The sequence below is a fragment of the Streptomyces venezuelae genome, assembly GCF_008642275.1.
In the GTDB taxonomy this organism is placed as follows: domain Bacteria; phylum Actinomycetota; class Actinomycetes; order Streptomycetales; family Streptomycetaceae; genus Streptomyces; species Streptomyces venezuelae_E.
In genome coordinates, this window is the sequence record NZ_CP029189.1 from 7,409,419 (window position 1) to 7,433,280 (window position 23,862).

The 23,862-nt window shown below is 73.6% G+C and carries 20 protein-coding genes and 1 tRNA gene; 13 read left to right on the forward strand and 8 right to left on the reverse strand.

The genetic code is table 11. The features are described from left to right. Window positions 1-467: 467 nt before the first annotated feature. Both DEJ51_RS32845 and DEJ51_RS32850 read left to right on the forward strand, forming a co-directional pair. Complete coding sequence (locus tag DEJ51_RS32845; RefSeq protein ID WP_223836082.1) at window positions 468-1,088, forward strand: bifunctional 4-hydroxy-2-oxoglutarate aldolase/2-dehydro-3-deoxy-phosphogluconate aldolase; 621 nt, start codon at window positions 468-470, stop codon at window positions 1,086-1,088. A gap of 2 nt (window positions 1,089-1,090) precedes the next feature. Next, window positions 1,091-2,104 carry a PfkB family carbohydrate kinase gene (locus DEJ51_RS32850; protein ID WP_150261256.1) on the forward strand — a complete coding sequence of 338 codons (1,014 nt, stop codon included), beginning with the start codon at window positions 1,091-1,093 and terminating at the stop codon, window positions 2,102-2,104. A 198-nt stretch (window positions 2,105-2,302) separates the two neighbouring features. Here DEJ51_RS32850 and DEJ51_RS32855 read toward each other — a convergent pair whose 3' ends face one another. Continuing rightward, a complete protein-coding gene (locus DEJ51_RS32855; RefSeq protein WP_150261257.1) occupies window positions 2,303-3,628 on the reverse strand; it encodes a glycoside hydrolase family 18 protein in 1,326 nt (441 codons plus the stop codon). Between the two features lie 217 nt (window positions 3,629-3,845). On the opposite strand from DEJ51_RS32855, the gene DEJ51_RS32860 reads away from it, so the two are divergent. Both DEJ51_RS32860 and DEJ51_RS32865 read left to right on the forward strand, forming a co-directional pair. Beyond that, window positions 3,846-3,919 (forward strand) — tRNA-Trp (locus DEJ51_RS32860). 140 nt (window positions 3,920-4,059) lie between these two features. Next, entirely contained in the window at window positions 4,060-5,571 is a 1,512-nt protein-coding gene (locus tag DEJ51_RS32865; protein WP_150261258.1) for a PE-PGRS family protein, read from the forward strand. Between the two features lie 75 nt (window positions 5,572-5,646). On the opposite strand, the gene DEJ51_RS32870 is transcribed toward DEJ51_RS32865, so the two are convergent. Both DEJ51_RS32870 and DEJ51_RS32875 read right to left on the reverse strand, forming a co-directional pair. Next, window positions 5,647-6,045 (reverse strand): VOC family protein, encoded by a 399-nt coding sequence (locus tag DEJ51_RS32870; protein ID WP_150261259.1) that lies wholly within the window; start codon window positions 6,043-6,045, stop codon window positions 5,647-5,649. 144 nt (window positions 6,046-6,189) lie between these two features. After that, window positions 6,190-7,821, reverse strand: coding sequence for a N,N-dimethylformamidase beta subunit family domain-containing protein (locus tag DEJ51_RS32875; RefSeq protein ID WP_223836083.1), 1,632 nt, complete (start codon window positions 7,819-7,821; stop codon window positions 6,190-6,192). A 150-nt stretch (window positions 7,822-7,971) separates the two neighbouring features. Between DEJ51_RS32875 and DEJ51_RS32880 the strand changes: the two genes are divergently transcribed. The 4 genes from DEJ51_RS32880 (at window position 7,972) to DEJ51_RS32895 (ending at window position 12,317) form a co-directional block, all read left to right on the forward strand. Continuing rightward, entirely contained in the window at window positions 7,972-8,865 is an 894-nt protein-coding gene (locus tag DEJ51_RS32880) for an SCO6745 family protein (protein ID WP_150261260.1), read from the forward strand. A gap of 155 nt (window positions 8,866-9,020) precedes the next feature. Then, window positions 9,021-10,064 (forward strand): galactose-1-phosphate uridylyltransferase, encoded by a 1,044-nt coding sequence (gene galT / locus DEJ51_RS32885; protein WP_150261261.1) that lies wholly within the window; start codon window positions 9,021-9,023, stop codon window positions 10,062-10,064. Beyond that, window positions 10,061-11,221 (forward strand): galactokinase, encoded by a 1,161-nt coding sequence (gene galK, locus DEJ51_RS32890; protein ID WP_150261262.1) that lies wholly within the window; start codon window positions 10,061-10,063, stop codon window positions 11,219-11,221. The genes galT and galK overlap by 4 nt, the downstream gene beginning before the upstream one ends. Before the next feature lie 142 nt (window positions 11,222-11,363). Further along, the gene (locus tag DEJ51_RS32895; RefSeq protein ID WP_150261263.1) at window positions 11,364-12,317 is read left to right on the forward strand and encodes an aldo/keto reductase; all 954 of its coding nucleotides are present in this window, start codon (window positions 11,364-11,366) and stop codon (window positions 12,315-12,317) included. A gap of 142 nt (window positions 12,318-12,459) precedes the next feature. On the opposite strand, the gene DEJ51_RS32900 is transcribed toward DEJ51_RS32895, so the two are convergent. The 3 genes from DEJ51_RS32900 to DEJ51_RS32910 all read right to left on the reverse strand — a co-directional run bounded on the left by DEJ51_RS32900 (window position 12,460) and on the right by DEJ51_RS32910 (window position 16,640). Next, the gene (locus DEJ51_RS32900; RefSeq protein ID WP_150261264.1) at window positions 12,460-13,344 is read right to left on the reverse strand and encodes an ABC transporter permease; all 885 of its coding nucleotides are present in this window, start codon (window positions 13,342-13,344) and stop codon (window positions 12,460-12,462) included. Further along, window positions 13,341-16,046, reverse strand: a complete 2,706-nt coding sequence (locus DEJ51_RS32905; protein WP_150261265.1) for an alpha/beta fold hydrolase — start codon at window positions 16,044-16,046, stop codon at window positions 13,341-13,343. Before DEJ51_RS32905 ends, DEJ51_RS32900 begins: the two co-directional genes overlap by 4 nt. Window positions 16,047-16,241: 195 nt before the next feature. Then, entirely contained in the window at window positions 16,242-16,640 is a 399-nt protein-coding gene (locus DEJ51_RS32910) for a hypothetical protein (protein ID WP_150261266.1), read from the reverse strand. Window positions 16,641-16,852: 212 nt separating this feature from the next. Between DEJ51_RS32910 and DEJ51_RS32915 the strand changes: the two genes are divergently transcribed. Then, a complete protein-coding gene (locus DEJ51_RS32915; RefSeq protein ID WP_150261267.1) occupies window positions 16,853-18,385 on the forward strand; it encodes an ATP-dependent DNA ligase in 1,533 nt (510 codons plus the stop codon). 25 nt (window positions 18,386-18,410) lie between these two features. Here DEJ51_RS32915 and DEJ51_RS32920 read toward each other — a convergent pair whose 3' ends face one another. Then, the gene (locus tag DEJ51_RS32920; RefSeq protein ID WP_223836084.1) at window positions 18,411-19,391 is read right to left on the reverse strand and encodes a CorA family divalent cation transporter; all 981 of its coding nucleotides are present in this window, start codon (window positions 19,389-19,391) and stop codon (window positions 18,411-18,413) included. A 202-nt stretch (window positions 19,392-19,593) separates the two neighbouring features. Between DEJ51_RS32920 and DEJ51_RS32925 the strand changes: the two genes are divergently transcribed. The 4 genes from DEJ51_RS32925 (at window position 19,594) to DEJ51_RS32940 (ending at window position 22,124) form a co-directional block, all read left to right on the forward strand. After that, complete coding sequence (locus DEJ51_RS32925; RefSeq protein ID WP_150261268.1) at window positions 19,594-20,277, forward strand: helix-turn-helix domain-containing protein; 684 nt, start codon at window positions 19,594-19,596, stop codon at window positions 20,275-20,277. A 17-nt stretch (window positions 20,278-20,294) separates the two neighbouring features. Then, window positions 20,295-20,492: a DUF6126 family protein gene (locus DEJ51_RS32930; RefSeq protein ID WP_223836085.1), complete on the forward strand. Its 198-nt coding sequence runs from the start codon at window positions 20,295-20,297 to the stop codon at window positions 20,490-20,492. Between the two features lie 73 nt (window positions 20,493-20,565). Then, window positions 20,566-21,648 carry a dihydrodipicolinate reductase gene (locus tag DEJ51_RS32935; protein WP_150261269.1) on the forward strand — a complete coding sequence of 361 codons (1,083 nt, stop codon included), beginning with the start codon at window positions 20,566-20,568 and terminating at the stop codon, window positions 21,646-21,648. Further along, a complete protein-coding gene (locus DEJ51_RS32940; protein ID WP_150261270.1) occupies window positions 21,645-22,124 on the forward strand; it encodes a carboxymuconolactone decarboxylase family protein in 480 nt (159 codons plus the stop codon). Before DEJ51_RS32935 ends, DEJ51_RS32940 begins: the two co-directional genes overlap by 4 nt. Window positions 22,125-22,204: 80 nt before the next feature. On the opposite strand, the gene DEJ51_RS32945 is transcribed toward DEJ51_RS32940, so the two are convergent. Next, the gene (locus DEJ51_RS32945) at window positions 22,205-23,845 is read right to left on the reverse strand and encodes a GMC oxidoreductase (protein ID WP_150261271.1); all 1,641 of its coding nucleotides are present in this window, start codon (window positions 23,843-23,845) and stop codon (window positions 22,205-22,207) included. Between the last annotated feature and the right edge of the window lie 17 nt (window positions 23,846-23,862).

The following is a 23,862-nucleotide window of genomic DNA, read 5'->3' on the forward strand; positions in this document are numbered from 1 at the left end:
CGATGATGCCCGATACATGGGAGACCGTCGACGGGGGCGTCGATAACAGTTATCCGGAAGAATTTTCCAGAAGAGTTTTCCGGGCCCCTCCACCGGGGTCGCAGCGACGGCGTGTGCGCGTGCCGCGGCATGCGGCCGTCCGGAAGGAGGACCGGTCCTCGCTCCCTCCAGCTTGCGGACGCGGATGACGGTCCGCCCGCTGTGCAGGGCCAGATGGACCGCCCGGCCCGTGGCTGCCCGGGGCGCGCGGACGGTGCGCCGGCTGCCGCCCCGTCCATTGACACGGGCGCTCCCGGCACGGGTAGGGTCTAGACCACGTGGTTCCGCCATGCGGTATGCCGTTCCACCACGTGGAACAGGCACGTGGAGCGAAGGGGAGGGGTCCGTTGCCCGACCACCCGTCAGGTCACCTGTCAGGCCATCCGTCAGAGCGTCCGGCGGGCCGTGCTCCGGAACACCTCTACGCGGTGCTGGCCGCCCAGCGGGTCCTGCCCGTGCTGCGCGACGCCGACGCCGACGAGGCCGTCCGTCACACCGCCGTCCTGCTCGCCGCCGGCTGCCGTGCGGTCGAGCTCACCACCTCCACCCCCGGCTGGGCCGCCGCCGTCACCCGCACCGCCGCGCTGAGCGACCGCCACGGCCGGCCGGCGCTCATCGGGATGGGCACGGTCACCACCACCGCGCAGGCGGAGACGGCCCTCGACGCGGGAGCCGCCTTCCTGGTCTCCCCCTACCCGGCCCCCGAGGTCCGCGCGGTGGCCGTACGCCGCGAAGCCGTCTTCATCGAGGGCGGGTTCACCCCCGGCGAGATCGCCGCCGCCGTCCGGGCCGCCGGGGTGGCCAAGGTGTTCCCGGCGCACGTGGGCGGCCCCGGGTTCGTCCGCTCCCTGCGGGCCGTCCTGCCCGGGGCGGTGATCGTCGCGACCGGCGGGATCCGGCCCGCCGAGGTCGCGGACTGGCTCGCCGCCGGCGCGACGGCCGTCGGGATCGGCGGCGGCCTGCCGTCCGACCCGGGCGAACTGGCCGCCGTGTTCGCCGGGGCCGCCGCGCCGTGCTGCGCACCCTGCGACGCCGCCGCGGGACACTGACCGTGGCCGCGGAGGCAGACACCCGCTACGACGTCCTCGTACTCGGCGAGGTCCTCGTCGAGATCCACGCGGGCACCGCCCTGCGTGAGGCCGCCGACGGAACCCCCGCCCGTATCTCCTACTCCGGGGACGCCCTCAACGCGGCGGCCGCCGCGGCCGCGGCAGGCGCCCGTACGGCCCTGCTCGCCGTCATCGGCGACGACGAACTCGGCGTCCCGCTGCTGAACCGGGCCGCCGGACTCGGCGTGGACGTCTCCCACGTCCGCCGCGCCCCGCACCCCAACGGTGCCTACCTGCTCTGCGCCGACACCGACGGCGACCGCGAGTTCGTCTACTGGCGCACCCGCAGCGCGGGTTCCACCCTCGGGCCCCGCCACATCGCGTCCTGGCACGAGCTGCTGACCCGCTGCGGAGCACTCGTGACCAGCGGCATCACCGGCGCCCTCTCACCGAGCAGCCGCGACGCCGTACTGGCCGCGGCCCGCCTCGTGCACGGGGCCGGCGGTCACCTGACCTACGACCCGAACTTCCGGTCGCGGCTGACCGGCCGGGACGAGGCGCGCGAGCTGCTCGCCCGGATCGCTCCGCTGACCGGGCTGCTCAAGACCTCCTGCCCGGCCGACGCGCAGGCCCTCGTGGGCACCGCCGACCCGCGCACCGCCGCGGCCCGCTGCCGCGCCCTGGGCGCCCGTACGGTCGCGGTCACCGCGGGCGCCGGACGGCTGCTGCTGGACGACGGCACACGGGCGGTGTACCACGCCGTGCCGGGCAATCCCGAGCCCGTGGACGCGACCGGGGCAGGGGACTGTTTCACCGGCACGACCACCGCCCGGCTCGTCCTCGGGGACACCCTCGCGGACGCCGTGGCCTACGGCGCGGCCGCCGCCTCCCTGTCCGTCTCCGGCCGTGGCGGCACCGGGCGCGTCCCCGCCTTCAGCGAGACCGCCGCACTGGCCGCCTCGCACCGGCGGGCCCCGTCGCGTGGAAGCGGGCCCTCGCGGACCGCCGGGGAGTGAGGGCAGGGTGCCGGCGACGGCGGCGACACCGGTCGCCGGCACCGCTCGGGAGGCCACCGCGCGATCCGGACGGGACGGCCTGGTGGCGGGGCAACCGCCGGGCCGGACGGTGTTCCGCGGCCCGGCGGCGCCGGTCTCGGGGGACCCCGGTCGCCGGTCCCGGTCGGCCTCCCCGGTCAGCGGCCGTGCAGGCCCCGGTCAGCGTCCGCGCAGGCCCCGGTCGACGGCCGTCATCAGCTCGCCGTCCGCGGTGTCCGCGTCGAGCGACCAGAACATCGCACCGCCGAGCCCGTGTTCGCGGATGTACCCGGTCTTGGCCCGCAGCACCTGGGGGTCGTCGTACGTCCACAGCGTCGTGCCGTCGAAGAGCCAGGCGTGGCCGCCGCGCCGGTCCCGGTGGAGCGTGTAGGTGCCCGAGTCGGCCAGCTTCTTCAGTGCCTTGTAGTCCTCGTACCCGGCGGCCCACGTGGCCGGTGCCGGGCCCGTGGCGGGCTGCCCCATGCCGTCCCCGCCGCCGCTGACACCGGTCCAGCCCTGGCCGTAGAACGGCATGCCCATCACGAGCTTGTCCGCGGGCGCGCCGCGCCGGAGCCAGGCGTCCACCGTGCCGTCGACGCTGAAGTCGCCCCGAGCGCGGAGCGCGGACTGCTGGGCGGTCCTCGGCTCGCCGGAGACGTGGAAGTCGTAGCCCTGGAGGGTCACGAAATCGAGGTCGCGCATGATCCGGCGGACGTCGAAGCCCGCGTCGATCTTGGCGGGGGCGGTCGGGACGAAGGCGCTCAGCTCGTACCGGGTCTTCTTCTTCTGGCTCCGCGCGTACGCGTCGAGCTGCGTGCGGAACTCCTTCACGAGCGCGGTGAAGTTCTGCTTGTCCTCGGGCCGGTACCTCGTGTCCGTGTCCCCCGCGGAGCCGGGCCACTCCCAGTCGAGGTCGATCCCGTCGAAGACGCCCGCGGCCGCCCCGGCGCCGCCGCGGGCGCCGTCCTGCGGGAGGTTGCCCTTGATGTACAGGTCGATGCAGGACTCGACGAAGGCCTTGCGGGAGGCCGGGGTGAGCGCGGCGTCCGAGAAGTGCGTGGACCAGCTCCAGCCGCCGAGCGAGATCAGCACCTTGAGGCCGGGGTGCCTGGCCTTGAGCTCGCGCAGCTGGTTGAAGTTGCCGGCGAGCGGCTGCTCGCCGGTGTCGGCCACCCCGTCGACGGAGTTCGCGGCGTCGAGCGGGCGCACGTAGTCGGCCCAGGCGTCGGCCTCGCCGGGCACGTTCCCGGTGAAGCACCTGCCCTGCGGACTGATGTTGCCGAAGGCGTAGTTGATGTGGGTGAGCTTGCCGGCGGAGCCGTTCGCCTCCAGGTCCTGGACCTGGAAGTCCCGTCCGTACACACCCCATTGGGTGAAGTAGCCGACCTTCTTGTACGGACGGTCGTGGCCACCGTCGGCCTGCGCGGCGGCGGCGGGCGCGAAGGCGGTCAGCAGGGAGAGGGAGCAGGCGGCGACGGCCAGCCTGCCGAGCATGCTGCGGCGCATGGGCTTCCTTTGCGGATGCGGGGAGCGGGGCGTGTGCGCGTGCGCGGTGCATGCCGGAAACTATTGGTCTGGACCAGGGTGGTCAAGGGGGGCGGCGGAAACCCGCCCCGGGGAGCGGCCGCACGGAGCCGTCGGCCCCGGCCGGGAACGCGCGCCCCGCCGAACCGGGAATTGATTGGATCTCCCGGCCCGTTCGTGCCATGGTTGGTCCCACCGAAGGGGTGTAGCTCAGCTGGTCAGAGCGCCGGTCTCCAAAACCGAAGGCCGCAGGTTCGAATCCTGCCGCCCCTGCAGCACCGACGGCACGCCCGTCGAGAACGCCCGGCCGCGAAGGACTTCTCGCGGCCGGGCGTTGCCGTTTCCCCGGGCGTTCCCGCATGCCCCGTCCGCGGGTGTCACAGGTCCGCCGGACATCGTCTACCGTCCTTCGGATGGGGACAGACGTACGAGGACGCGACGACCGATGGCCGGACCCGGACCGGGGGCCGCAGGCCGGACCGGGCCTGCGGCGGGCCTGGTTCCGGGGACTGAGCCTCAACGCGGCCGCACCGGACGCCATCCTGATCCGTCTGCTGGACCTGGACATGGCCCCGTACGTCCTGGTGCGACGAGACCCCTCACCCGCCGTCGTCGACGCCGCCGTCGACCACCCGGACCGGCGCGTCCGCGGCAGGCTCGCCGAGGTCCCCGCATCGCTGCGGCTCTCCGCCGCCCAGTGGTCGCGGCTGGTGCTCGGCGAAGCCGGCGGTGCCCGGCGCCGGCTGTTCCTGGAGGCCGCGGCCCTGTCCGGGCGGGGGCTGACGCGGGAGGCGTACGAGACGCTGGCGGCGGACCCCTTCGGCCCGGTCCGGGAGGAACTGGCCGGGATGCCGGCCCTGCCCCTCCCGCTGCGCCTCGCCCTGCTGGCGGACCCGCTCCCGCAGGTGCGGGCCGCGGCGTGCGGGGCCGCCTGGCGCGGCCTCGACGACGGGGCCCGGGCCCGGCTGGCGGCCGATCCCGCCCCCGCCGTACGGACCGCCGTCACGCTCGCCCGGCACGAGGAGGCCCCGCTGACGGCCGAGTTCTTCGAAGCCGTCGGGGACCGCCACCTCCTCGGAAGCCACCGGCTGGAGGCGGACCTCGCCCTGCGGCTCTGCACGGACCAGGACCCCCGGCTGCGCCGGATCCTGGCCGGCAACCCCTACCTCGGGCCCGAACCGGTCCGCGTCCTCGCCGCCGACCCGGACGGTGACGTACGGCTCGCCGTGTCCCTGCGGCCCGAACTGACGGAGGAGCGGCGGGCCGCCGTACCGGTGGACATCGACCCCCGGACGATGCGGCGGACGGTCGCGTGGGTGGAGGCACTGCACGAGGACGAGGAAGCCATGCGCCGGCTCGCGGCATCCGCGCACCTCCTGCTGCGCAGCAGCGTCGCGACGGCCCGACGGCTGCCGCCGGACGTCGTGGCGCTGCTGGCCCGGGACGAGGACCGGGTCGTACGGCTCTTCCTCGCCGAGCGGTGCGACGACGCGCCGGCGGACATGCTGCTGGAGGTGTGGCAGTGGTGGAACGGGAGCTACTCCACCCCCGACCGGCCCTACGGCCACCCGAACTTCCCGCGGCGCGACCTGCTCCGCTACGCCGGCGACCCGCATCCGCGGCTGCGGCAGCTCGCCCTGGACGACCCGGACTCCACGGCCGGCCTGGTGGAACGGTTCAGCGGGGACGAGGACGCCGAGGTACGGCTGCGCGCCGCCACCGACCCCCGGCTGTCGCCGGACGCGCTGGTCCGGATGCTCGACGACCCGGACAGCGGGGTGCGCGCGATGGCGGCGCGGCATCCGCGGATGCCCGTCTCCGTCCTCGTCGCACTGCTCGGTGACGAGCGGACGGCGCAGGACGCGGCACGGAACACGGCACTGCCGGTGGCCGTCATGGAGCGGATGACGGCCCCGGGGACATGAGGTAAGCCACCGGACGGGCCGGGGGGCGAGTGGACGTACTCGCCCCCTCCGCGCCGGGTGCCGCTCGGCCGAGGGCTACTCGGAGCCCGGCTCCTGGTAGCCGTACGGGCGGGTGATGATCTCCATCCCGTGGCCGCTCGGGTCCGTGAAGTACACCCCGCGGCCCCCGTCGTTGTGGTTGATCTCGCCGGGGTGCCGCCCGTGCGGGTCGGCGAAGTACGGGACCCCGGCCGACCGGATCTTCTCGAACGCCGCGTCGAACTCCTCCTCGGAGAGGAGGAACGCGTAGTGCTGCACGGTGATCGACTCGGCGGGGACGGTGGCGAAGTCCAGGGTGACGCCGTTCGCGGTCTCGACGGGGACGAAGGGTCCCCACTCGGTCCCGACCTCCAGGTCGAGGACGTGTGCCAGGAAGGTGGCGGACTCCCGGTTGTCACGGGAGTGGACGATCGTGTGGTTCAGCTGGACGGACATGGGTGGATGCCTCCGAAAGGCACTCACGGCGCCTCCATGCCTCACCCGGCCGGTGACCGGCACGCGATGCCGTGATCACGATCCTAGACACGCCCTTCGGGTGAAGTCCACCGTTCGGCACCTGCCCGCACCCGGCCCGGTACCTCAGGAACTCCCGTACACCGCCTTGACGTTGTCCTGCGCCGGGTGGGTCCGGCCGGCCGGACCCGCCGCGAACGCCCGCAGGAGGTTCTCCGTCACCCGGGTGGTCAGCGCCCCCGAACGGGCGTCGAGCCCGTGGTTGCGTCCGCTGCGGCCGTCGCCGGTCGCGTCCAGGGCCTCCACCCAGCGCATCGTGCCGGTCGCGAACACCCCCGCCCCGCTCGCCGCCGTGTAGTAGGCCGTGTCCTGGTGGCTCGGCCGGCCCTCGCACACGACGGGGGAGTGGGCCAGGATCTCGATCGGCCGGGGCGTCGGGAATCCGGTGTCGACCTTGTCGTACTCGACGCCGACCAGGTGCTCGAAGCGGTCGCCCGCCTTCGCGCCGGTGCCCTCGAAGAGCCAGTGCTCCGGGTGGGTGACCACGTACGGGGCGTCCACCGGATAGCCGTCGTAGATCACGCCGAGCAGCGAGCTCTCCGGGTCCGCGCCGGGCGCGGAGCGGAAGTCCACCGTCGCGGGATGGCCGCGCCTGAACCCGGGGTCCTGCTCGTAGGACGACTTGTAGCAGACCAGCGTGCGGTCCGGCCCGAGGTCGGAGGGCTCCAGCCGGATCCGGCGGTAGCAGCAGTTCGCTCCGAGGACCGCGAGGTTGGTACCGGCGTCGCGGGCGGCCGTGACATGGGCCCGCTGCTCCGGCGACCAGTACTCGTCGTGCCCCAGGGAGAGCACCGCCGCCGCCCCCTCCAGCAGCCGCTTCTCCCGTGCCACGTCGGTGGTGGTCGCATAGGCGAGGGGTATGCCCAGCCGCTCGGCCAGCGCGATCAGCGGAGCCTCGTACACCAGGAACAGGCCCGCGCCGTCGTCGTAGTCGTACGGCCGGTCGAAGCTCACGGCGAGGGAGCGGGAGGCGAAGCCGCCGCTCGGGCCGTCGTAGGTGCTGTGGCCGCCCCACCGGTTGTACGCCTGCCAGGTGGCCACCGCGTTGACCACGACGGTGCGGCCGGCGGTCGTCGCGGACCGGACGGTGACCGGAACGAACCGCCGGCCCTCGCCGCCCTGTGCGTCCAGCCGCAGCAGGTAGCTGCCCTCCGGCCAGTCCTTCGTCTCGACCGTGGTGGTACGGGTCCACCGCGTGCGGACCATCCTGGTCCCGGCGTCCACCGTGGGCTCCGGCTGCCGGGCCCCGGGCAGGGCCTCGGAGCGCCACACCAGCCGCGCCCGGGCCCCGCCGTACCAGCCCATCCGGTAGGCGGAGACGGTGAACCGGGGTGCGGTCGTCGACACGTACAGCCCGAAGGACTCGCCGGGCAGGACGCTCACCTTGTCCGCGAACCCCTCGACGGCCCGCGCCGGACCGGCCTTGCCCACCGGCCAGTCCGCATGGCCCGGGCGGGCGTTCTCGGCCTTGACGTCGAGCCCCGGCGCCGCCGCCGGCGGCTTCCCGTCCGGAGCGGGGGACTCCGACGCCGCCGCGGACCGGGGCCCCGAAGCGGATCCGCCCGCGCCGTCGCCGTTCCCGCAGCCGGCCAGGGCGCCGAGCCCCGCGGCGGTGGCCGCCCCCGTCGCGATCGCGAGGAACCGCCGCCTGCCCGCGTCTTCGCCGTCCGCGGGCCCGGCCGAGTACATCTGATGCATGGAAGGCACGTTATGTGATGCTCGGGCCCACGCTTTCACCGGCTGCCGCCCGGAACCGGCCGCGCGCGACGAGGCCCCCGCCGACGGCCCCCGGCGCCGCCCCACGGCCCCTGTAGGGTCGGCAGTCAACCGACCGCGGGGGGATACGAGATGACGTACGCCAGCACACACCGACCGTGCACCGTACGGCAGTTGTGGCAACTGCTCGAACCCGTGCACGCCGTCGTCTACTTCGCCCCCGAGGCCTACGAGGAGGCAGGCGCGCTCGGCTACGCCACCGACGACCGGTGGCCGATGTACTTCGCCTACCGCGCCGCACCGCTGGGCCCGGCCCCGGCGGGGCTCGTCACCTCCCTCTTCTACAGCCTCAGCCCCCGCATGGTGGACCACTACCTCGCCGGGTCCTGGCGCACCGCGGAGCCGGCCCGGGTCCTCGCGGCGCGCGCCGTCGCCGCCGACCGCTCCCTGCACGCCGTGCTCGGCGAGCGCGCCGCCTCCCCGGACCTCGCCGAGGCCGCCCGCCTCGCCCGGCGCGCCGCCGAGGCCGCCGGCACCGGCGGGCGCCCGCTGGCCGCCGCCAACGCCGCCCTGCCCTGGCCGACCGCACCGCACGCCGTGCTCTGGCACGCGGCGACGATCCTGCGCGAGCACCGCGGGGACGGCCACATCGCCGCCCTCCAGGCCCACCACCTCGACCCGGTCGAGTCCCTGGTCCTGCAGTCAGGTGTCGGAGCCGCCCCGGCGGAGTGGTTCGAGAGCCGCCGCTGGTCCGCCGGCGAGTGGGACGCCGCGCGCGAGCGGCTCGCCTCCCGGGGCCTGCTGGCCGAGGACGGCGCGGCCACCGAAGCCGGCTGGGCGCTGCGCACCGCCGTCGAGAAGCTCACCGACGAACTCGCCTCGGAGCCGTGGTCGGCGCTGACCCCGCAGGACGTGGCACGCCTCGCGGACCTGCTCCTCCCGCCGGTCCTCGACATCGTCGGCGCCGGGATCCTGCCGGCCCAGAGCACCCTGGGCATCGGCGTGAAGTACGACTACGAGGACTGATCCGCGCCCGGGGAGCACCTCGGGCACGTGGCGGCGGACGAGAACGCGATCATTGTTCCCGAAACCGGAGCGCACCGGCACCACACCACCGGTGCGCTCCCGGCCCGCCCCCGGCCGCACCACGGTCGTCACCGCCCAGTGAGAGAGTTCCTCCCGTGAAGCGCACGAGCACCCGCCTCGCCGACGGCCGCGAGATCATCTACTACGACACCGGCGACGGCGCCGTCCGCGCCTTCCCCGACACGCGTCCGCTCGACGCGACCGCCACCGCGAGCGGCTCCGAGGTACGGCGCGATCCGCTGCTCGGCGACCGGGTCGTCATCGCCTCCCACCGGCAGGGCCGCACCTATCATCCGCCCGCCGACGCCTGCCCGCTGTGCCCCTCCACGAAGGGACGCGCGAGCGAGATCCCGGCCCCCGACTACGAGGTGGCCGTCTTCGAGAACCGCTTCCCCTCCCTCGCCGGCGACACCGGCCGCTGCGAGGTCATCTGCTTCACCCCCGACCATCGGACCTCCTTCGCCGAGCTGGACGAGGAGCGCGCCGCGCTGGTCCTCGCCGCCTGGAGCGACCGCACCGCCGAACTCTCCGCCCACGAGGGCGTGCGGCAGGTCTACTGCTTCGAGAACCGCGGCACCGAGATCGGCGTCACCCTCGCGCATCCGCACGGCCAGATCTACGCCTTCCCCTTCGTCACCCCGCGCACCACGCGGATGCTCGCCGCGGTCGCGGCCCACCGCGAGCGCACCGGCGGGAACCTCTTCGAGGAGGTCCTGGCCGCCGAGCGCGCCGAAGGCACCCGCGTCGTCCTGGAGACGGAGCACTGGACCGCATTCGTGCCCTACGCGGCGCGCTGGCCGTACGAGGTCCACCTCTACCCGCGCCACCGCGTCCCCGACCTGCCCGCGCTCGGCGCCGCGGCCCGCGCCGAGTTCCCCGGGGTCTACCTGGAGCTGCTGCGCCGGTTCGACCGGCTCTTCGACCGGCCCGGGCCGACCCCGTACATCTCCGCCTGGCACCAGGCCCCGGCGGGCGAGGGCCGGGCCGACTTCGCGCTCCACCTGGAGCTCTTCACGGTCCGCCGGACCGCCGACAAGCTGAAGTACCTGGCCGGGACCGAGTCCGGCATGGAGGCCTACATGAACGACGTCCGGCCCGAGGAAGCGGCCGCGCGGCTGCGGGAGGTGGCGAGCGCGTGAGCGGGTCGGCACAGGACCGTTTCCACCGGCTGTACGGATATCCGCCCGAGGGGGTCTGGGCGGCCCCGGGCCGGGTCAACCTGATCGGCGAACACACCGACTACAACGACGGCTTCGTCCTGCCGTTCGCGCTCCCGCAGCGCACCGAGGTCGCCGCGGCCCGGCGTACCGACCGCACCCTGCGGGTCCATTCGGACGCCGCCCCCTCCGGCGTGGTCACACTCGACCTCTCCGGTCTCGATCCGGCGCGCCCTCCGCAGGGCGCCGCGAGCTGGGCCGCCTACCCCGCCGGGGTCGCCTGGGCCCTGCTGGACGCCGGGCTCCCGGTCGGCGGCGCCGACCTGCACGTACGGTCCGACGTACCGGCCGGCGCCGGCCTGTCCTCCTCCGCCGCCCTGGAGGTGGCCACCGCGCTGGCCCTCACCGACCTGTACGGGATCCCGCTCACCCGCACCGAACTGGCCGCGCTGGCCCGGCGCGCCGAGAACGCGTACGTCGGCGTCCCCTGCGGGATCATGGACCAGACGGCCTCGGCCTGCGCGACCGCGGGACACGCCCTCCACCTGGACACCCGCAGCCTCCGGCAGCGCCACATCCCCTTCGACTGCGCGGCGGCCGGCCTGCGCCTACTGGTCATCGACACCCGGGTCAAACACGCCCTCGCCGACGGGGCCTACAGCCGGCGCCGCGCCTCCTGCCACCGCGCCGCCGGGGCACTGGGCCTGCCGGCCCTGCGCGACCTCCCGTACGAGGAGCTGGAGCAGGCCCTGGACCGCCTGGAGGACCCGGTGGCGCGCAAGCGCGTCCGGCACGTCGTCACCGAGGACCAAAGGGTCCTGCACGTCGGGGAACTGCTGCTCGCGGGACGGCTGCGCGAGACGGGCCCGCTGCTGACGGAAAGCCACCGCTCGCTGCGCGACGACTACGAGGTGTCCTGCCCGGAGCTGGACCTGGCGGTCGCCACGGCGGACGCGGCGGGTGCGTACGGCTCGCGCATGACGGGCGGCGGCTTCGGCGGTTCGGCACTGTCCCTGATCGACGCGGACGCCGAGCGGTCGGTGACGCGGGCGGTGACGGACGCCTTCCGCCGCGCGGACCTCACGCCACCGCGCATCATGACGGCATCCCCCTCACCGGGCGCCACCCGCCTCGTCTAGGCCGTCCCTTCCGGATCCTGCCGGGCCCGCGACGGCCGAGCGCGCACCGGACGCCGCGGGCCCGGCCGGCACGATCCGGAAGGGACGCCTAGACTGCGACCTCCGTTGATCTTGTACGCGTCGAGTCGGAGGACAGAACCGCATGCGCTATCTCCCCCTGGGCAGTTCCGGACTGCAGGTCTCCGCCGTGGGTCTCGGCTGCAACAACTTCGGCGGCCGGCTGGACGCCCAGGCGACCCGTGCCGTCGTCGACGCCGCCCTGGACGCGGGCATCACCCTCCTGGACACCGCCGACATCTACGGCGGCGCCGGCGGCTCCGAGGTCCACCTCGGGCAGGCCCTCAAGGGCCGCCGCGACCAGGTCGTCCTCGCCACCAAGTTCGGCTACGACGGCGTGGACATGAAGTACGGGCCCGCCGCCGGATCGCGCGGCGGCCGCGCCTACGTCCGGCGGGCCGTGGAGGAGTCCCTGCGCCGCCTCGACACCGACCACATCGACCTCTTCCAGCTGCACAGCCCCGACCCGGCCACCCCGATGGCCGAGACCCTGGCCGCGCTCACCGAGCTCGTGGCCGAGGGCAAGGTCCGCTACATCGGCCACTCCAACCTCTCCGGCTGGCAGCTCGCGGAAGCCGCCCACCTCGCCCGCGAGACCGGCTCGGTCCCCTTCGTGTCGGCGCAGAACGAGTGGTCACTGCTGGAGCGTTCGGCCGAGCGCGAGCTGGTCCCGGCCGCCCTCCACTACGGCGTCGGCGTGCTCCCGTACTTCCCGCTCGCCAACGGCCTGCTGACCGGCAAGATCCGCAGGGGTGCGCCCGTACCGGCCGGTTCCCGGCTCGAAGGCCGCGACGCGTACCTGACCGAGGAACGCCTCGACGTCGTCGAAGCGCTGGCCGTGCTCGCCGGGCAGCACGACCGGACCGTCCTCGAACTCGCCATCGGCTGGCTCTCCGCGCAGCCCGGCTGCGCCTCCGTCATCGCGGGAGCCACCTCCGCCGAGCAGGTACGCGCCAACGCGGCCGTCGCCGACCGTCCGCTGGACGCCGAGCTGCTCGCCGCGATCGACGCGATCCCGGGGGCGCGGGGGCCCGAGTGACCGTGCGGACGGGCCCTCCCGTCCGCACCCCCACCGGCGGGTGAACGCGGCCTTCGGCGTGCCGGGCCGCGGCTCGGATACGGCCCACGGCCCACGGCCCGCCGGTCGGGGGACCGGCGGGCCGTGGACCGTCCGTACGGGCTCAGGACACGATGTCCTTGCGGGAGAACCCGCGGAAGGCGAGCGCGAACAGCACCAGCGCGTACGACACCGACACCACCGCCCCCTTGGCCATCCCGCCCCACTCCAGCTGCGGCTGCAGGGCGTCCGCCCATGCGAACTGCCAGTGCGCCGGAAGGAACTCCCGCCACGAGCCGAGCGCCGTCACCGCGTCCAGCACGTTGCCGACGATGGTCAGCCCGACCGCCCCGCCGACCGCGCCCAGCGGCGCGTCCGTCCGCGTCGAAAGCCAGAACGCCAGCCCGGCCGTCACCAGCTGCGACACGAAGACGAAGGCCACCGCCAGCGCCAGCCGCGGCACCGTGTCCCCGGCAGCCAGCGCCCCGCCCGCCGGGAGCTTCAACGGCCCCCACCCGTACGCGGCCGTGCCCACCGCCAGGGCCACCGCCGGCAGCAGCACCATCGCCGCCAGGCTGAACCCCAGCGCCACCACCAGCTTGCTCCACAGCAGCCGTGCCCGGGGCACCGGCGAGGCCAGCAGGTAGCGCAGCGAGGACCAGCTCGCCTCCGAGGCCACGGTGTCCCCGCAGAACAGGGCCACCGGCACCACCAGCAGGAAGCCGGCCGAGACGAACAGGCAGGTCGCCGCGAAGTTCGCGCCCGAGGCGGTGGCCGTGTCGATCAGGGTGATCCGGCCGTTGCCGCCGCCCCGGCTGCCCGGCCCGCCGCCCACCGCGAACGCGATCATCAGGATGAACGGCAGGGCCGCCAGCACCCCGCCCATCACCAGCGTCCGCCGCCGGCGCCACTGCCGCAGCGCCTCCACGCGCAGCGGCAGGGTGTGGCCCGCCCGGTAACCCGGTGCCGTCTCCGGCGCCACCTCCCGCGCCGTCGTCGCCGTACTCACGCCGCACCTCCGATCAGGGTGAGGAACGCGTCCTCCAGTCGCCGGTGCGGTCCCACCGCGCTCACCGGCACCTCCAGCCGTACCAGTTCGGCGATCAGCCCCGCGGCCGTCGCGCCTTCGAGCCGTACGAGGAGCCCGTCATCGGCGGCCACCACGGAACCCACTCCCTCCAGCGCCGCCACCTTCTCGACGCTCACCTCGTCCACCGGCTCCGCCAGCGTCACCAGCAGCGTGTCCCCGCCACCCGTGATCTCGGCGACCTCGCCCGCCGCGACCCGCTGTCCGCGGTCCATGACGACCAGGTGCGTACAGGACTGTTCCACCTCCGACAGCAGGTGACTGGAGACGATGACCGTCCGGCCGCCCGCGGCGTAGCGGATCATCACGTCCCGCATCTCCCGGATCTGCGGCGGGTCCAGACCGTTCGTCGGCTCGTCGAGAATCAGCAGGTCGGGCATGCCGAGCATGGCCTGCGCGATCGCGAGGCGCTGGCGCATGCCCTGCGAGTACGTGCGCACCGCGCGCTCCAGCGCGTCGCCGAGCCCCGCGATCTCCAGGGCCTCGGCCATGTGGGAGTCCTCGGCGGGGCGGCCGGTGGCCTGCCAGTACAGCTCCAGATTGGCGCGACCCGTCAGGTGCGGGAGGAAGCCGGCGCCCTCGACGAACGCGCCGACCCGCGACAGCACCGGCGCCCCGGGCCGTACCGCGTGCCCGAACACCCTGATCTCCCCGGCGTCCGGAGAGATCAGCCCCATCAGCATCCGCAGCGTGGTGGTCTTCCCGGCGCCGTTGGGCCCGAGGAGTCCCAGGACCTGCCCCTTCTCGACGCGGAAGGACAGGTCCTTCACCGCGTACCGGTCCTGAGCCTTCGCATAGCGCTTCGTCAGTCCGGTGATCTCCAGGGGTACGTCGGCCAGTGCCGCGTCCGGCTGCGACGGCCCGGACCGCGGACCTGCGGTCCCCCGGCCGGTCCGCCTCACGCCCAGCAGGGCCGCGGCCAGGGCCGCCGCTCCCAGTGGGAGCCACCAGGTCCAGGCCGGCATGCCGGCCGAGGCGGTCCGTACCCCCGCGGCGACGGGCACGGTCAGCGGACCCTCCACGGCGACGGTGTAGGCGGCCGGCGCCGCCGGGGTCGCGTAGCCGAGGTCCGTCGCGGCGACCACCAGCCGCAGACGGTGCCCGGCCGCCACGGCGTGGTCGACCGCGGGCAGCCGCAGCCGCACCGTCGCACCCTGCTGGGCGTTCTCCACCCGCACCGGGGCGACCAGCTGGCTCGGCAGCACCTGCTGACGGCCGTCGGGTCCCACGTCGTACACCTTGCCGAACAGGACGGCCGAGCCGTCCGCGGCTGTCGACCTCACCTTCAGGGTGAGGGTCGGTGTGCCGGTGACCGTCACGTCCTCGGTCAGCGGGGCCGAATCGAACCGGGCGTTCTGGCCGGGGAAGTCCAGGGAGAGGCCCGCCCCGAAGGCGGCGAGCTGCCCGCCGATGCCCGGCAGCGAGGAGAGGGCGGGAGGCGCGCCGCCCGCCGGATTGGCGAACGTCTGCTCCGGACCCGTCAGGGCGAACTCCCGCGGACCGGATTCCAGCCCGGGGTACCGGTCGCCGGCCGCGCCGCGCAGCGTGACCTCGCCGTCGGTGGAGTCGATCCCCCCGGAGCGGGTGACCCGGAACGCCGGGCCGGTGCCGGCGCCCTCGTCGCCCTTGAGGTAACGGTCGAACCAGGCGGCCACCCGGGCCTCGACCCGGTCGGCTTCGCGCATCCCGCCGTCGTGCCCGCCGGCCGCCCAGTCCACGGAGACGGGCGCCCCGTTCGCCGCGATGGCCTTGGCCATGGCATCGGCCTGGTCCAGCGGGAAGAGGGAGTCGTCCTGGCCCTGGACGATCAGGGTCGGCACCTTGATCCGGTCGCCGACGGCCGACGGACTGCGCTGCTCCAGCAGGGCGCGGGCCTCGGGATCGGGTGTGCCCGCCACCGCGACACGTTCGTACATCGCGCAGAGCTCGGGCTGGAAACGTCCGCAGCCGGGCGCGGCCGAGGCATCCGGCCGCCGCCCCGGCGGGGTCTGCCGCATCCCGTCGGCCGAGCCGCTGGTGAAGAAGATGCCGGACCAGAGCTTCTTGAAGACGCCGTTCGGGAAGAGGGAGTCCGCCAGGTTCCAGTAGGTGATCTGCGGGGCGATGGCGTCCACCCGTGGGTCGTGACCGGCCGCGAGCAGCGAGATCGCGCCGCCGTACGAGGCCCCGGAGACGCCGACGCGCGGATCGCCGTCCGCGTCGAGCCGTACCTCGGGCCGGGCGGCGAGCCAGTCGATGAGCCGGGAGACGTCCTTGACCTCGTACGCGGGGTCGTTCAGGCCGATCCGGCCCTCGGAGCGGCCGAAGCCGCGCGCCGACCAGGTCAGGACCGCGTACCCGTCCCGGGCGAGGCGCTCGGCCTGCTCGCGGACATCGTCCTTGCTGCCGCCGAAACCGTGCCCGAGGAGTACGGCGGGACGTTTGCGGTCACCGTCGCCCGCCGTGAAGTAGGAGGTGTCGATCCCGGCGCCCGGCATGGACAGGACCTGGTCCTCGCGGTGTACCGCGGGCGCGTCGCCGGCCGCGGACGCGGCCGTCCACGTACCGGCACCCGCCACGACGGCGAGCGCGGCGGCCCCGGCCAGCAGGCGGTCGCGTCGGCGCCGGAACATTCGCAGCTTCATACGGGAACCCTAAAGGGCCGCCGGTCGGGCGCCGAGCACCCGCAGGGGGAGCCGTGCCCCTTCTCAAGGACCACGCCGGGCCCCGGGCGTACCGCACCTGCGGTACGCCCGGGGCCCGGCGGGCTGCCGGCGCCGTCACCGGCAGGGTCCACCGGGGCGGTTCGGCACTGGACGCGGGGCTCTAGACGTTCGGCTCTAGACGTTCGGCACGCGGTCCGGATTGTCCTTCTCCGCCTTGGCCGGGTCGGGCTTCGGGGCGGGGGCGGGGGCGGGAACGGGGTTCGGCTGGTGCTCGCAGTAGACCTTGCCCTGGTAGAACTTGCATCCCGGCATGTTCTCCACGTCCCGGACCTTGCCGTTCCGGCCGTGCTGGTTCTTCTCGCCGTGCTGGCCCTTCTGCTCGCCACGGTGGTCCTTGCGGCCCTTGTCCTGATGACCGCCCTTCTCGTGTCCGGCCCGGTGGACGGTGGTCGAGACCGTCTCGGGGACCTGCGGAGCGGCGAAGGCCGTCCCGGGCAGCAGTACGCCTCCGGCGACAAAAGCGCCCGACACGGCGATCATCGCGAAACGCTGCTTGCGGGAGGTGCGGATCATGGGAGTTCTCCAGGGAGTGGCGTGGGGGTCGGGGCGAGAGAAGCGATAGGTCGATATGTCGCTTTTGCCGCTACACACGAGACTGGCGGCCGGTCCTCACGAGAGCGTCCGCCGATTGTCACGGGCGCGTGACAGCGTCCTGCCCCCGACCGGCCCGGGCGTCCGGCGGCCACCGACCTGCGCCGGGCCTGCGGTGGCGGCAGGATGGGCGCATGCTGCTGGCCGAAGTCGCGCGCGTGTCCAAGGAGGTCGCCGAGGCCTCCGCCCGGTCCCGCAAGACCGCCCTGCTCGCCGGGCTCTTCGCCGACGCACCCCCGCAGGAGGCCGCTCTGGTCATCACCTACCTCTCCGGGCGCCTTCCGCAGGGCCGCCCCGGCATCGGCTGGCGCACCCTGGGCCAGGAGACCGAACCGGCGGGCGCGCCCACGCTGACCGTCGTCGACGTCGACACGGCGGTGGGCGAACTGGCCGCCACCCGGGGCGCCGGGTCGGTGGAACGGCGCGGCCGCATCCTCTCCGCCCTGCTGGGCCGGGCCACCGCGGCCGAGCAGGCGTTCCTGCGCAGCCTGCTGTCGGGCGAGGTGCGCCAGGGCGCGCTGGACGCGGTGGCCCTGGAGGCGGTGGCCGCGGCCGCCGGAGTACCGGCCGCCGACCTGCGGCGGGCGGTGATGCTGGACGGCTCGCTGCCCCGGGTGGCGGCGGCCGTGCTGGCCGAGGGCGCCCAGGCACTGCGCACGGTCACGCTGCGCGTGGGGCAGCCCGTCCAGCCGATGCTGGCCGGCACGGCGAAGTCGGTGGCCGAGGCGCTGGCGGCGCTCGGGCCGTGCGCGGTCGAGGAGAAGCTCGACGGGATCCGGGTCCAGGTCCACCGCGAGGGCGACGACGTACGCGTGTACACGCGCTCCCTCGACGAGATCACCGAGCGGCTCCCCGAGGTGGCCGCACTGGCCCGGTCACTGCCCGGGGAGCGTTTCATCCTCGACGGCGAGGTCATCGGACGTGCGCCGGACGGACGGCCGGTCGCCTTCCAGGAGATCGCGAGCCGCGTCGGCTCCCGGGCCGACGTCGAGGCGGCCCGGCGGACGCTCCCGGTCGTCCCCTTCTTCTTCGACCTCCTCGCCGTCGGCGAGGAGGTCCTCCTCGACCTGCCGGTGCGGGAGCGGTACGCGGCCCTCGCCGCGCTCGTCCCCGAGACCGCCCGGGTGCGCCGCCTCGCCGTCGAGGACCCGGAGGAGCAGGGGGCGGAAGCCGAGGAGTTCTGGGCCGAGACCCTGCGCCGCGGCCACGAGGGGGTCATGGTCAAGAAGCTGGACTCGGCCTACGCGGCCGGCCGGCGCGGCAGGAACTGGCTCAAGGTGAAGCCGGTGCACACGCTGGACCTGGTGGTCCTCGCGGCCGAATGGGGGCACGGGCGGCGCACCGGACTGCTGTCGAACCTGCACCTGGGGGCGCGCACCGCGGACGGGACGTACGCCATGCTCGGCAAGACCTTCAAGGGGCTCACCGACGAGATGCTGCGCTGGCAGACCGAGGCCCTGCGCGCGCTCGCCACCTCGGACGACGGCTTCACCGTACGGGTGCGGCCCGAACTGGTGGTGGAGATCGCCTACGACGGCCTGCAGCGCTCCTCGCGCTACCCGGCGGGGGTGGCCCTGCGCTTCGCCCGAGTGCTGCGCCACCGCCCGGACAAGGACGCGGCCGGGGCGGACACCGTGGACACGGTCCTGGCGGCACACGCGGCGTAGGCCGTCTGTGCGTCGTCGGGGTCGCTTATACGTCGTCGGGGTCGCTGTCGTCCTCGCGCAGCATCCGCCAGAGGCGGGTGCGGTGGAGCACGTAGAGGGCCGCGAGCAGGAAGAGCACCTGCAGGCCCACGGCGAGCAGCCAGAAGATGGCACGGCTCTCCAGCTCGTCCGTCAGGTAGGCGAAGTTCATGCCGAAGAAACCCGTCAGGAAGGTCAGCGGCAGGAAGATCGTCGACACCACGGCCAGCCGGTTGATCACGCCGTTCTGGTCGCCCGACACCAGGGAGGAGTAGCTGCCGAAGGCCCGCCGGGCGGTCTCCTGCAGGGACTCGATGTCCGTGAGCACCAGGTTCGCGGTGCGCCGGTACTCGCGGACGAGCTGCCGGCGCTCCTGCTGGAAGCCCCGGTTCATCACCCGGCGCGTGACGGTCTCCTCCGCCACCCGGTGGTAGGGGAGGAGGGTGTGGTGCAGGAGGGCCGCCGTGCGCCGCAGCCGGGCCAGGCGGTAGAGCTGCTCGGGATCGCGCCGGCGGAACATGGCGTCCTCCAGGTCCTCCACCTCCAGCAGGGCCTGGACGGCGGCCCGGCGGTAGGTCTCCATGGCCTCGTCCAGCAGCAGGAACAGCATGGCCACGGAGTCCGTCGGGCTCTCCAGCGGGAACCGCGCGGTGACGTCCCCGATCAGGGGGGCCGGCCCCCGGTGCACCGTGAGGAGGTACCGCTCGGTGACCAGGGCGTGGACGTGGACGACCCGGTCCGCGTCGACCGCGGGCACGACGAACGCGCCGCTGTCCCCGAAGATCTCCGCCCGTGCGGCCTCCTCCTTCCGGCCGAGCCACGCGACGTCCTCGGCCTCCAGGCCGAGCAGCCGGGCCAGCGGGGGCTCGCCGGGGGCGTCCTCCTCGGGCAGTTCCACGTCCACGAACAGGAACCGGGACGTGGCCAGACGCTCGCGCGCCTCCGACACCCGGCCGCGGGCCAGGATGCCCTCCGGCATGGACATCATCGAAACGATCATCGTCCCTCGCCGTGGGTCGGCCGGTGCGGTGCTTCCCAGCCTGTAGCGCCGGGGACCGCGCGCAAGCGCGGTGGCGCATTCGCCCGGCAACGCGCCCCGAACAGGTGAGAGAGGTGCGACACGCGCGGTGTTTTTGCCTCAGAGGTAAGGAGGTTTGCCAGACAGGCAAGATTCTGGCTCAATCGGGGACATGAACCCCGGTACTGCACCCGGTACTGCACCCGACGCCGGTCCCGACGTCGCAGCCGACGAGCTGCCCGCCGTGGCGCCGCAGCTGCGCGAACTGCGCCGCCGTGCCGGACTCACCCTGGAGGCCGCCGCCGCGCGGGCCCGGCTCTCGCCCGCGCACCTGTCCCGCCTGGAGACCGGCCGGCGCCAGCCCTCGCTGCCGCTCCTGCTCGGACTCGCCCGCACCTACGGTACGACCGTCTCCGAGCTGCTCGGGGAGACCCCCGCCGCCGCGGATCCCATCGTACGGGCCGGCGGTCCGGGCGCCCGCGAGGCCGACGGCTGGACGTACTGGCAGGCGGGCGGTTCCGGACGGGGGATGCAGGCGCTGCGCGTGCACGTGCCGCACGGCCGCAGCCAGGGCGAGCTGGTCCGCGTACACCCCGGTGAGGAATGGCTCCACGTCCTGCAGGGACGGCTGCGGCTGCACCTGGGCGAGGCCGAGTACCTGCTGGAGCCGGGGGACAGCGCGCACTTCGACTCGCTCACCCCGCACCGGATCGGCGCGGCCTCCGCGGGCGGGGCCGACCTGCTGTTCGTCCACACCCTGCTGCAGAGCAGCCTGGCCGGACTGTGCCTCGGCGGCGCCGCCGCGACCGGGTCCACGCCCGCCATGCCCTCGACCACGCCCACGCACCACCAGTAAGCGGAGGAGCCGTACCCATGTCCCAGGCCGAGAAGCCCGCCACCGCCACCGCCGACGCCACCACGCCGGCGACCGCGCCCCCGTCGATACGGACCCGCTTCGAGTCCAAGTTCCCGCGGGGCCTCATCATCCGGCTGATCGCCTACCTGTTCGTCGGCCACCTCTTCGCCTTCTTCGTCTACCTCCTGTTCGTCCTGGGAGGCCAGAACCAGTAACCCCTCCCGGAGAAGGACGAGTTCCGGCCGCGCGACTCTGGCAAGGTGAGGGACCTGTGGCTACCCTCCGCGCATGATTTCCACGGTTGTCTGGGGTACCGGCAACGTGGGCCGTCTGGCGATCCGTGCCGTCGAGGCCCATCCCGCGCTCCAACTCTGCGCAGTCATCGTCCACGATCCAGCCAAGACCGGCCGCGACGCGGGTGAACTCGGCCGACTCGACCGCCTGCTCGGGGTCGAGGCCACCGACGACGTCGAAGCCGTGCTCGCCGCCCGCCCCCGGGCCGTGGTGTACGCCGCGTCCGGAGACGTCCGGCCCGACGAGGCGCTCGCCGACATCACCCGGGCCGTCCGGTCCGGCGCGGTCGTCGTCAGCCCCGCCCTCTACCCGCTCTACGACCACCGCAACGCCCCGCCCGAGTTCCGCGACCCGGTGCTCGCCGCGGTCGCGGAGGGCGGCGGCTCGCTCTTCGCCTCGGGTGTCGACCCCGGTTGGGGCAACGACGTCCTCCCGCTCCTGCTCAGCGGACTCGGCACCACCATCGACGTCATCCGCTGCCAGGAGATCTTCGACTACTCCACCTACGACCAGCCGGACTCCGTACGTCACCTCGTGGGCATGGGGCAGCCCATGGACCACGAGCCGATGATGCTCATGCCCTCGATCCCCACCATGGTGTGGGGCGGGCAGATACGGATGATGGCCCGGGCGCTCGGGGTCGAACTCGACGAGATCCGCGAGACGTCGGAGCGCCGCGCCCTCGACACGACGGTGACCACCAGGACCATGGGCGAGTTCGAGGCCGGCACCCAGGGTGCGATCCGCTTCGAGGTGCAGGGCATCGTCGAGGGCGAGCCCCGCATCGTCATCGAGCACGTCACCCGCATCCACGCCTCGTGCGCACCGGACTGGCCCGTGCCGCCCGACGGCGGCGACGGCGCCCACCGGGTGGTCATCGAGGGCCGCCCGCGCATCGAGGTCACCATCGAGGCCACGGACGAGGGCGAGAACCGCTCGGCGGGCGGCAACGCCACCGCCGTGGGCCGTCTCGTCAGCGCCATCGACTGGCTCGTCGAGGCGGAACCGGGCCTCTACGACGCCCTCGACGTCCCGCTGCGCCCCGCCATCGGCAGACTCGGAAGGAAACAGTCATGAGGATCGACATTCCCGAAGGCCAGCACCCGATCGAGTACGTGTGGGGCGACATGGTCCCCGGCATCGGCATGGCCGCCGCGAACTTCTCCCTGTCCGTGTACGCCCACACCACCCTCGGCCTGCGCGAGTTCGAGGCGGCCCGGCTGCGCGTCGCGCAGATCAACGGGTGCGTCTTCTGCCTGGACTGGCGCACCGAGCGGGACGGGGAGAAGGTCGAGGAGGAGTTCTCCGAGGCGGTCACCGCGTGGCGTACGACCGACGCGTTCGACGAGCGGACCCGGCTGGCGGCGGAGTACGCGGAGCGGTACACCCTCGACCACCACGGGCTCGACGAGGAGTTCTGGGACCGGATGACCGCGCACTACAGCCAGCTGGAGATCGTGGAGCTGACGATGAGCATCGGGTCCTGGCTCGCCTTCGGCCGGCTCAACCACGTACTGGGCCTGGACAGCGTCTGCGTGCTGCCGGGGCACTGAGCGGCGGCGCGGGGCACACAGGCAAAAGGGGCCGTTCGGGAGATCCGAACGGCCCCGGCCGCTGGGGGGAGGACGCGGCCCTACGGAAGGTCGGTGGCGATGATCTTCTCTATGTTGCGTTCGGCGAGCGCCGTGATGGTGACGAAGGGATTCACGCTCGTGTTGCCGGGGATGAGCGCGCCGTCGATCACGTACAGGCCGGTGTAGCCGTGCAGGCGCCCGTAGTTGTCGGTCGCCTTGTTCAGGACCGCGCCGCCGAGCGGGTGATAGGTGAGGGTGTCGTTCCAGATCTTGTAGGCGCCGAACAGGTCGGTCCGGTAGATCGTGCCCTCCTTCGAGTTGATCTTGTCGAAGATGGTCTTGGCCATGGTGATGGACGGCTGCTTCCAGGCCGTCTGCCAGCTCAGCTCCGCCCTGCCCGTCGCGGCGTTCCAGGTGAACTCGGCCCGGTTGGGGTTCTTCGTGATCGAGAGGTAGAAGGAGGCGTAGGTCTCGATCCCCGTGGGCAGTGGTGCGACCTCGGCGAAGGCGCCGCCCGCGTCCCAGTTGTCGATGCCGGAGCAGGGGATGGTCGACTGGAGCTTGCCGGTCGGGTCCCACATGTGGTTGGCGCGGCCGCACATGACGTTCCCGTTCTCGCCCCAGCCCTTGCCCACCTCGCCGTTGAGGTTCGGCAGTGCCCCGGTGGCCTTCAGCTTGACCAGGAGCTTGCTGGTGCCGACGCTGCCGGCCGCGAAGAAGACCCGGTCGGCGGTGACGGTCTTGGTGGCCACGGTGTCGCCGGTGGTGCCCAGCTGGTCGATGGCGACCGTGTAGCCGCCGCCCGCCGCGGGGGAGACCGAAGTGACCTTGTGCAGGGACGAGATGGCGACCCGGCCCGTGGCTCTGGCCTGGGCGAGGTAGGTCTGGACGAGCGACTTCTTGCCGGCGTTGTTGCCGTAGAGGATCTCGCCGGCCAGGGCCGACTTGGTGGCGGTGCCCGCGGCCTCCCGTTTCATGTAGTCCCAGTCGTACACGTCGGGCACGAAGGTCCAGGCGAAGCCGGAGCGCTGGGCGTGCTTGCGGCCGACGCGGGAGAACTGGTAGCAGTCGGCGGTGTCGAACCAGGCCGGGTCGATCATGCCGACCCCGAGGCCGGCGTTGGCCCTCGGGTAGTAGGTGTCGTACATCTCGTCGGCGTCGACCGAGGGGAGGACGGCGGCGAAGTTCGCGCGCTTGGGCGTGACCGCCATGCCGCCGTTGACCAGCGAGCCGCCGCCGACCCCGCGGCCCTGGTAGACCGTGATTCCGGCGAAGTCCTCGGCGTCCAGGATCCCCGTGTACTTCGGGACGTCCTTGTCGATGGGGAAGCCGAGGAAGTTGCTGAGCGGGGCCTTGGTCCGCGTACGGAGCCAGAACGAGCGGTAGTCCGGACTGGTCACCGTCGGGAAGATCTTTCCGTCCGGGCCCGGGGTGTTCCAGTCCATCCCCATCTCGATCATCTGCACGTCCACGCCGGCCTGCGCCAGCCGCAGGGCCGCCACCGATCCGCCGTAGCCGGTGCCGATGACCAGAGCCGGTACGCGGGCGCCGTCGGAGACCGGCCCGGGTGGGGCGGCCGCCTGCGCCGGGGTGATGTGACCCGCCAGGGCCATGGCCCCGATAATAGAACCTGTTCTACCGAGGAATCCGCGCCGGGAGATTCCGTTGGAGGTGTTTCTGGGCAGGGGTTTATCGCTCATGTGACGTTCCTCACTCG

Excerpts from the sequence above, each read along its gene's own strand:
- DEJ51_RS32855 (WP_150261257.1), bottom strand. The coding sequence starts at position 3,628 with ATGCGCCGCAGCATGCTCGGCAGGCTGGCCGTCGCCGCCTGCTCCCTC.
- DEJ51_RS32865 (WP_150261258.1), top strand. The coding sequence starts at position 4,060 with ATGGGGACAGACGTACGAGGACGCGACGACCGATGGCCGGACCCGGAC.
- DEJ51_RS32870 (WP_150261259.1), bottom strand. The coding sequence starts at position 6,045 with ATGTCCGTCCAGCTGAACCACACGATCGTCCACTCCCGTGACAACCGG.
- DEJ51_RS32875 (WP_223836083.1), bottom strand. The coding sequence starts at position 7,821 with ATGCATCAGATGTACTCGGCCGGGCCCGCGGACGGCGAAGACGCGGGC.
- DEJ51_RS32880 (WP_150261260.1), top strand. The coding sequence starts at position 7,972 with ATGACGTACGCCAGCACACACCGACCGTGCACCGTACGGCAGTTGTGG.
- DEJ51_RS32895 (WP_150261263.1), top strand. The coding sequence starts at position 11,364 with ATGCGCTATCTCCCCCTGGGCAGTTCCGGACTGCAGGTCTCCGCCGTG.
- DEJ51_RS32905 (WP_150261265.1), bottom strand. The coding sequence starts at position 16,046 with ATGAAGCTGCGAATGTTCCGGCGCCGACGCGACCGCCTGCTGGCCGGG.
- DEJ51_RS32910 (WP_150261266.1), bottom strand. The coding sequence starts at position 16,640 with ATGATCCGCACCTCCCGCAAGCAGCGTTTCGCGATGATCGCCGTGTCG.
- DEJ51_RS32915 (WP_150261267.1), top strand. The coding sequence starts at position 16,853 with ATGCTGCTGGCCGAAGTCGCGCGCGTGTCCAAGGAGGTCGCCGAGGCC.
- DEJ51_RS32920 (WP_223836084.1), bottom strand. The coding sequence starts at position 19,391 with ATGATGTCCATGCCGGAGGGCATCCTGGCCCGCGGCCGGGTGTCGGAG.
- DEJ51_RS32925 (WP_150261268.1), top strand. The coding sequence starts at position 19,594 with ATGAACCCCGGTACTGCACCCGGTACTGCACCCGACGCCGGTCCCGAC.
- DEJ51_RS32930 (WP_223836085.1), top strand. The coding sequence starts at position 20,295 with ATGTCCCAGGCCGAGAAGCCCGCCACCGCCACCGCCGACGCCACCACG.
- DEJ51_RS32935 (WP_150261269.1), top strand. The coding sequence starts at position 20,566 with ATGATTTCCACGGTTGTCTGGGGTACCGGCAACGTGGGCCGTCTGGCG.
- DEJ51_RS32940 (WP_150261270.1), top strand. The coding sequence starts at position 21,645 with ATGAGGATCGACATTCCCGAAGGCCAGCACCCGATCGAGTACGTGTGG.
- DEJ51_RS32945 (WP_150261271.1), bottom strand. The coding sequence starts at position 23,845 with ATGAGCGATAAACCCCTGCCCAGAAACACCTCCAACGGAATCTCCCGG.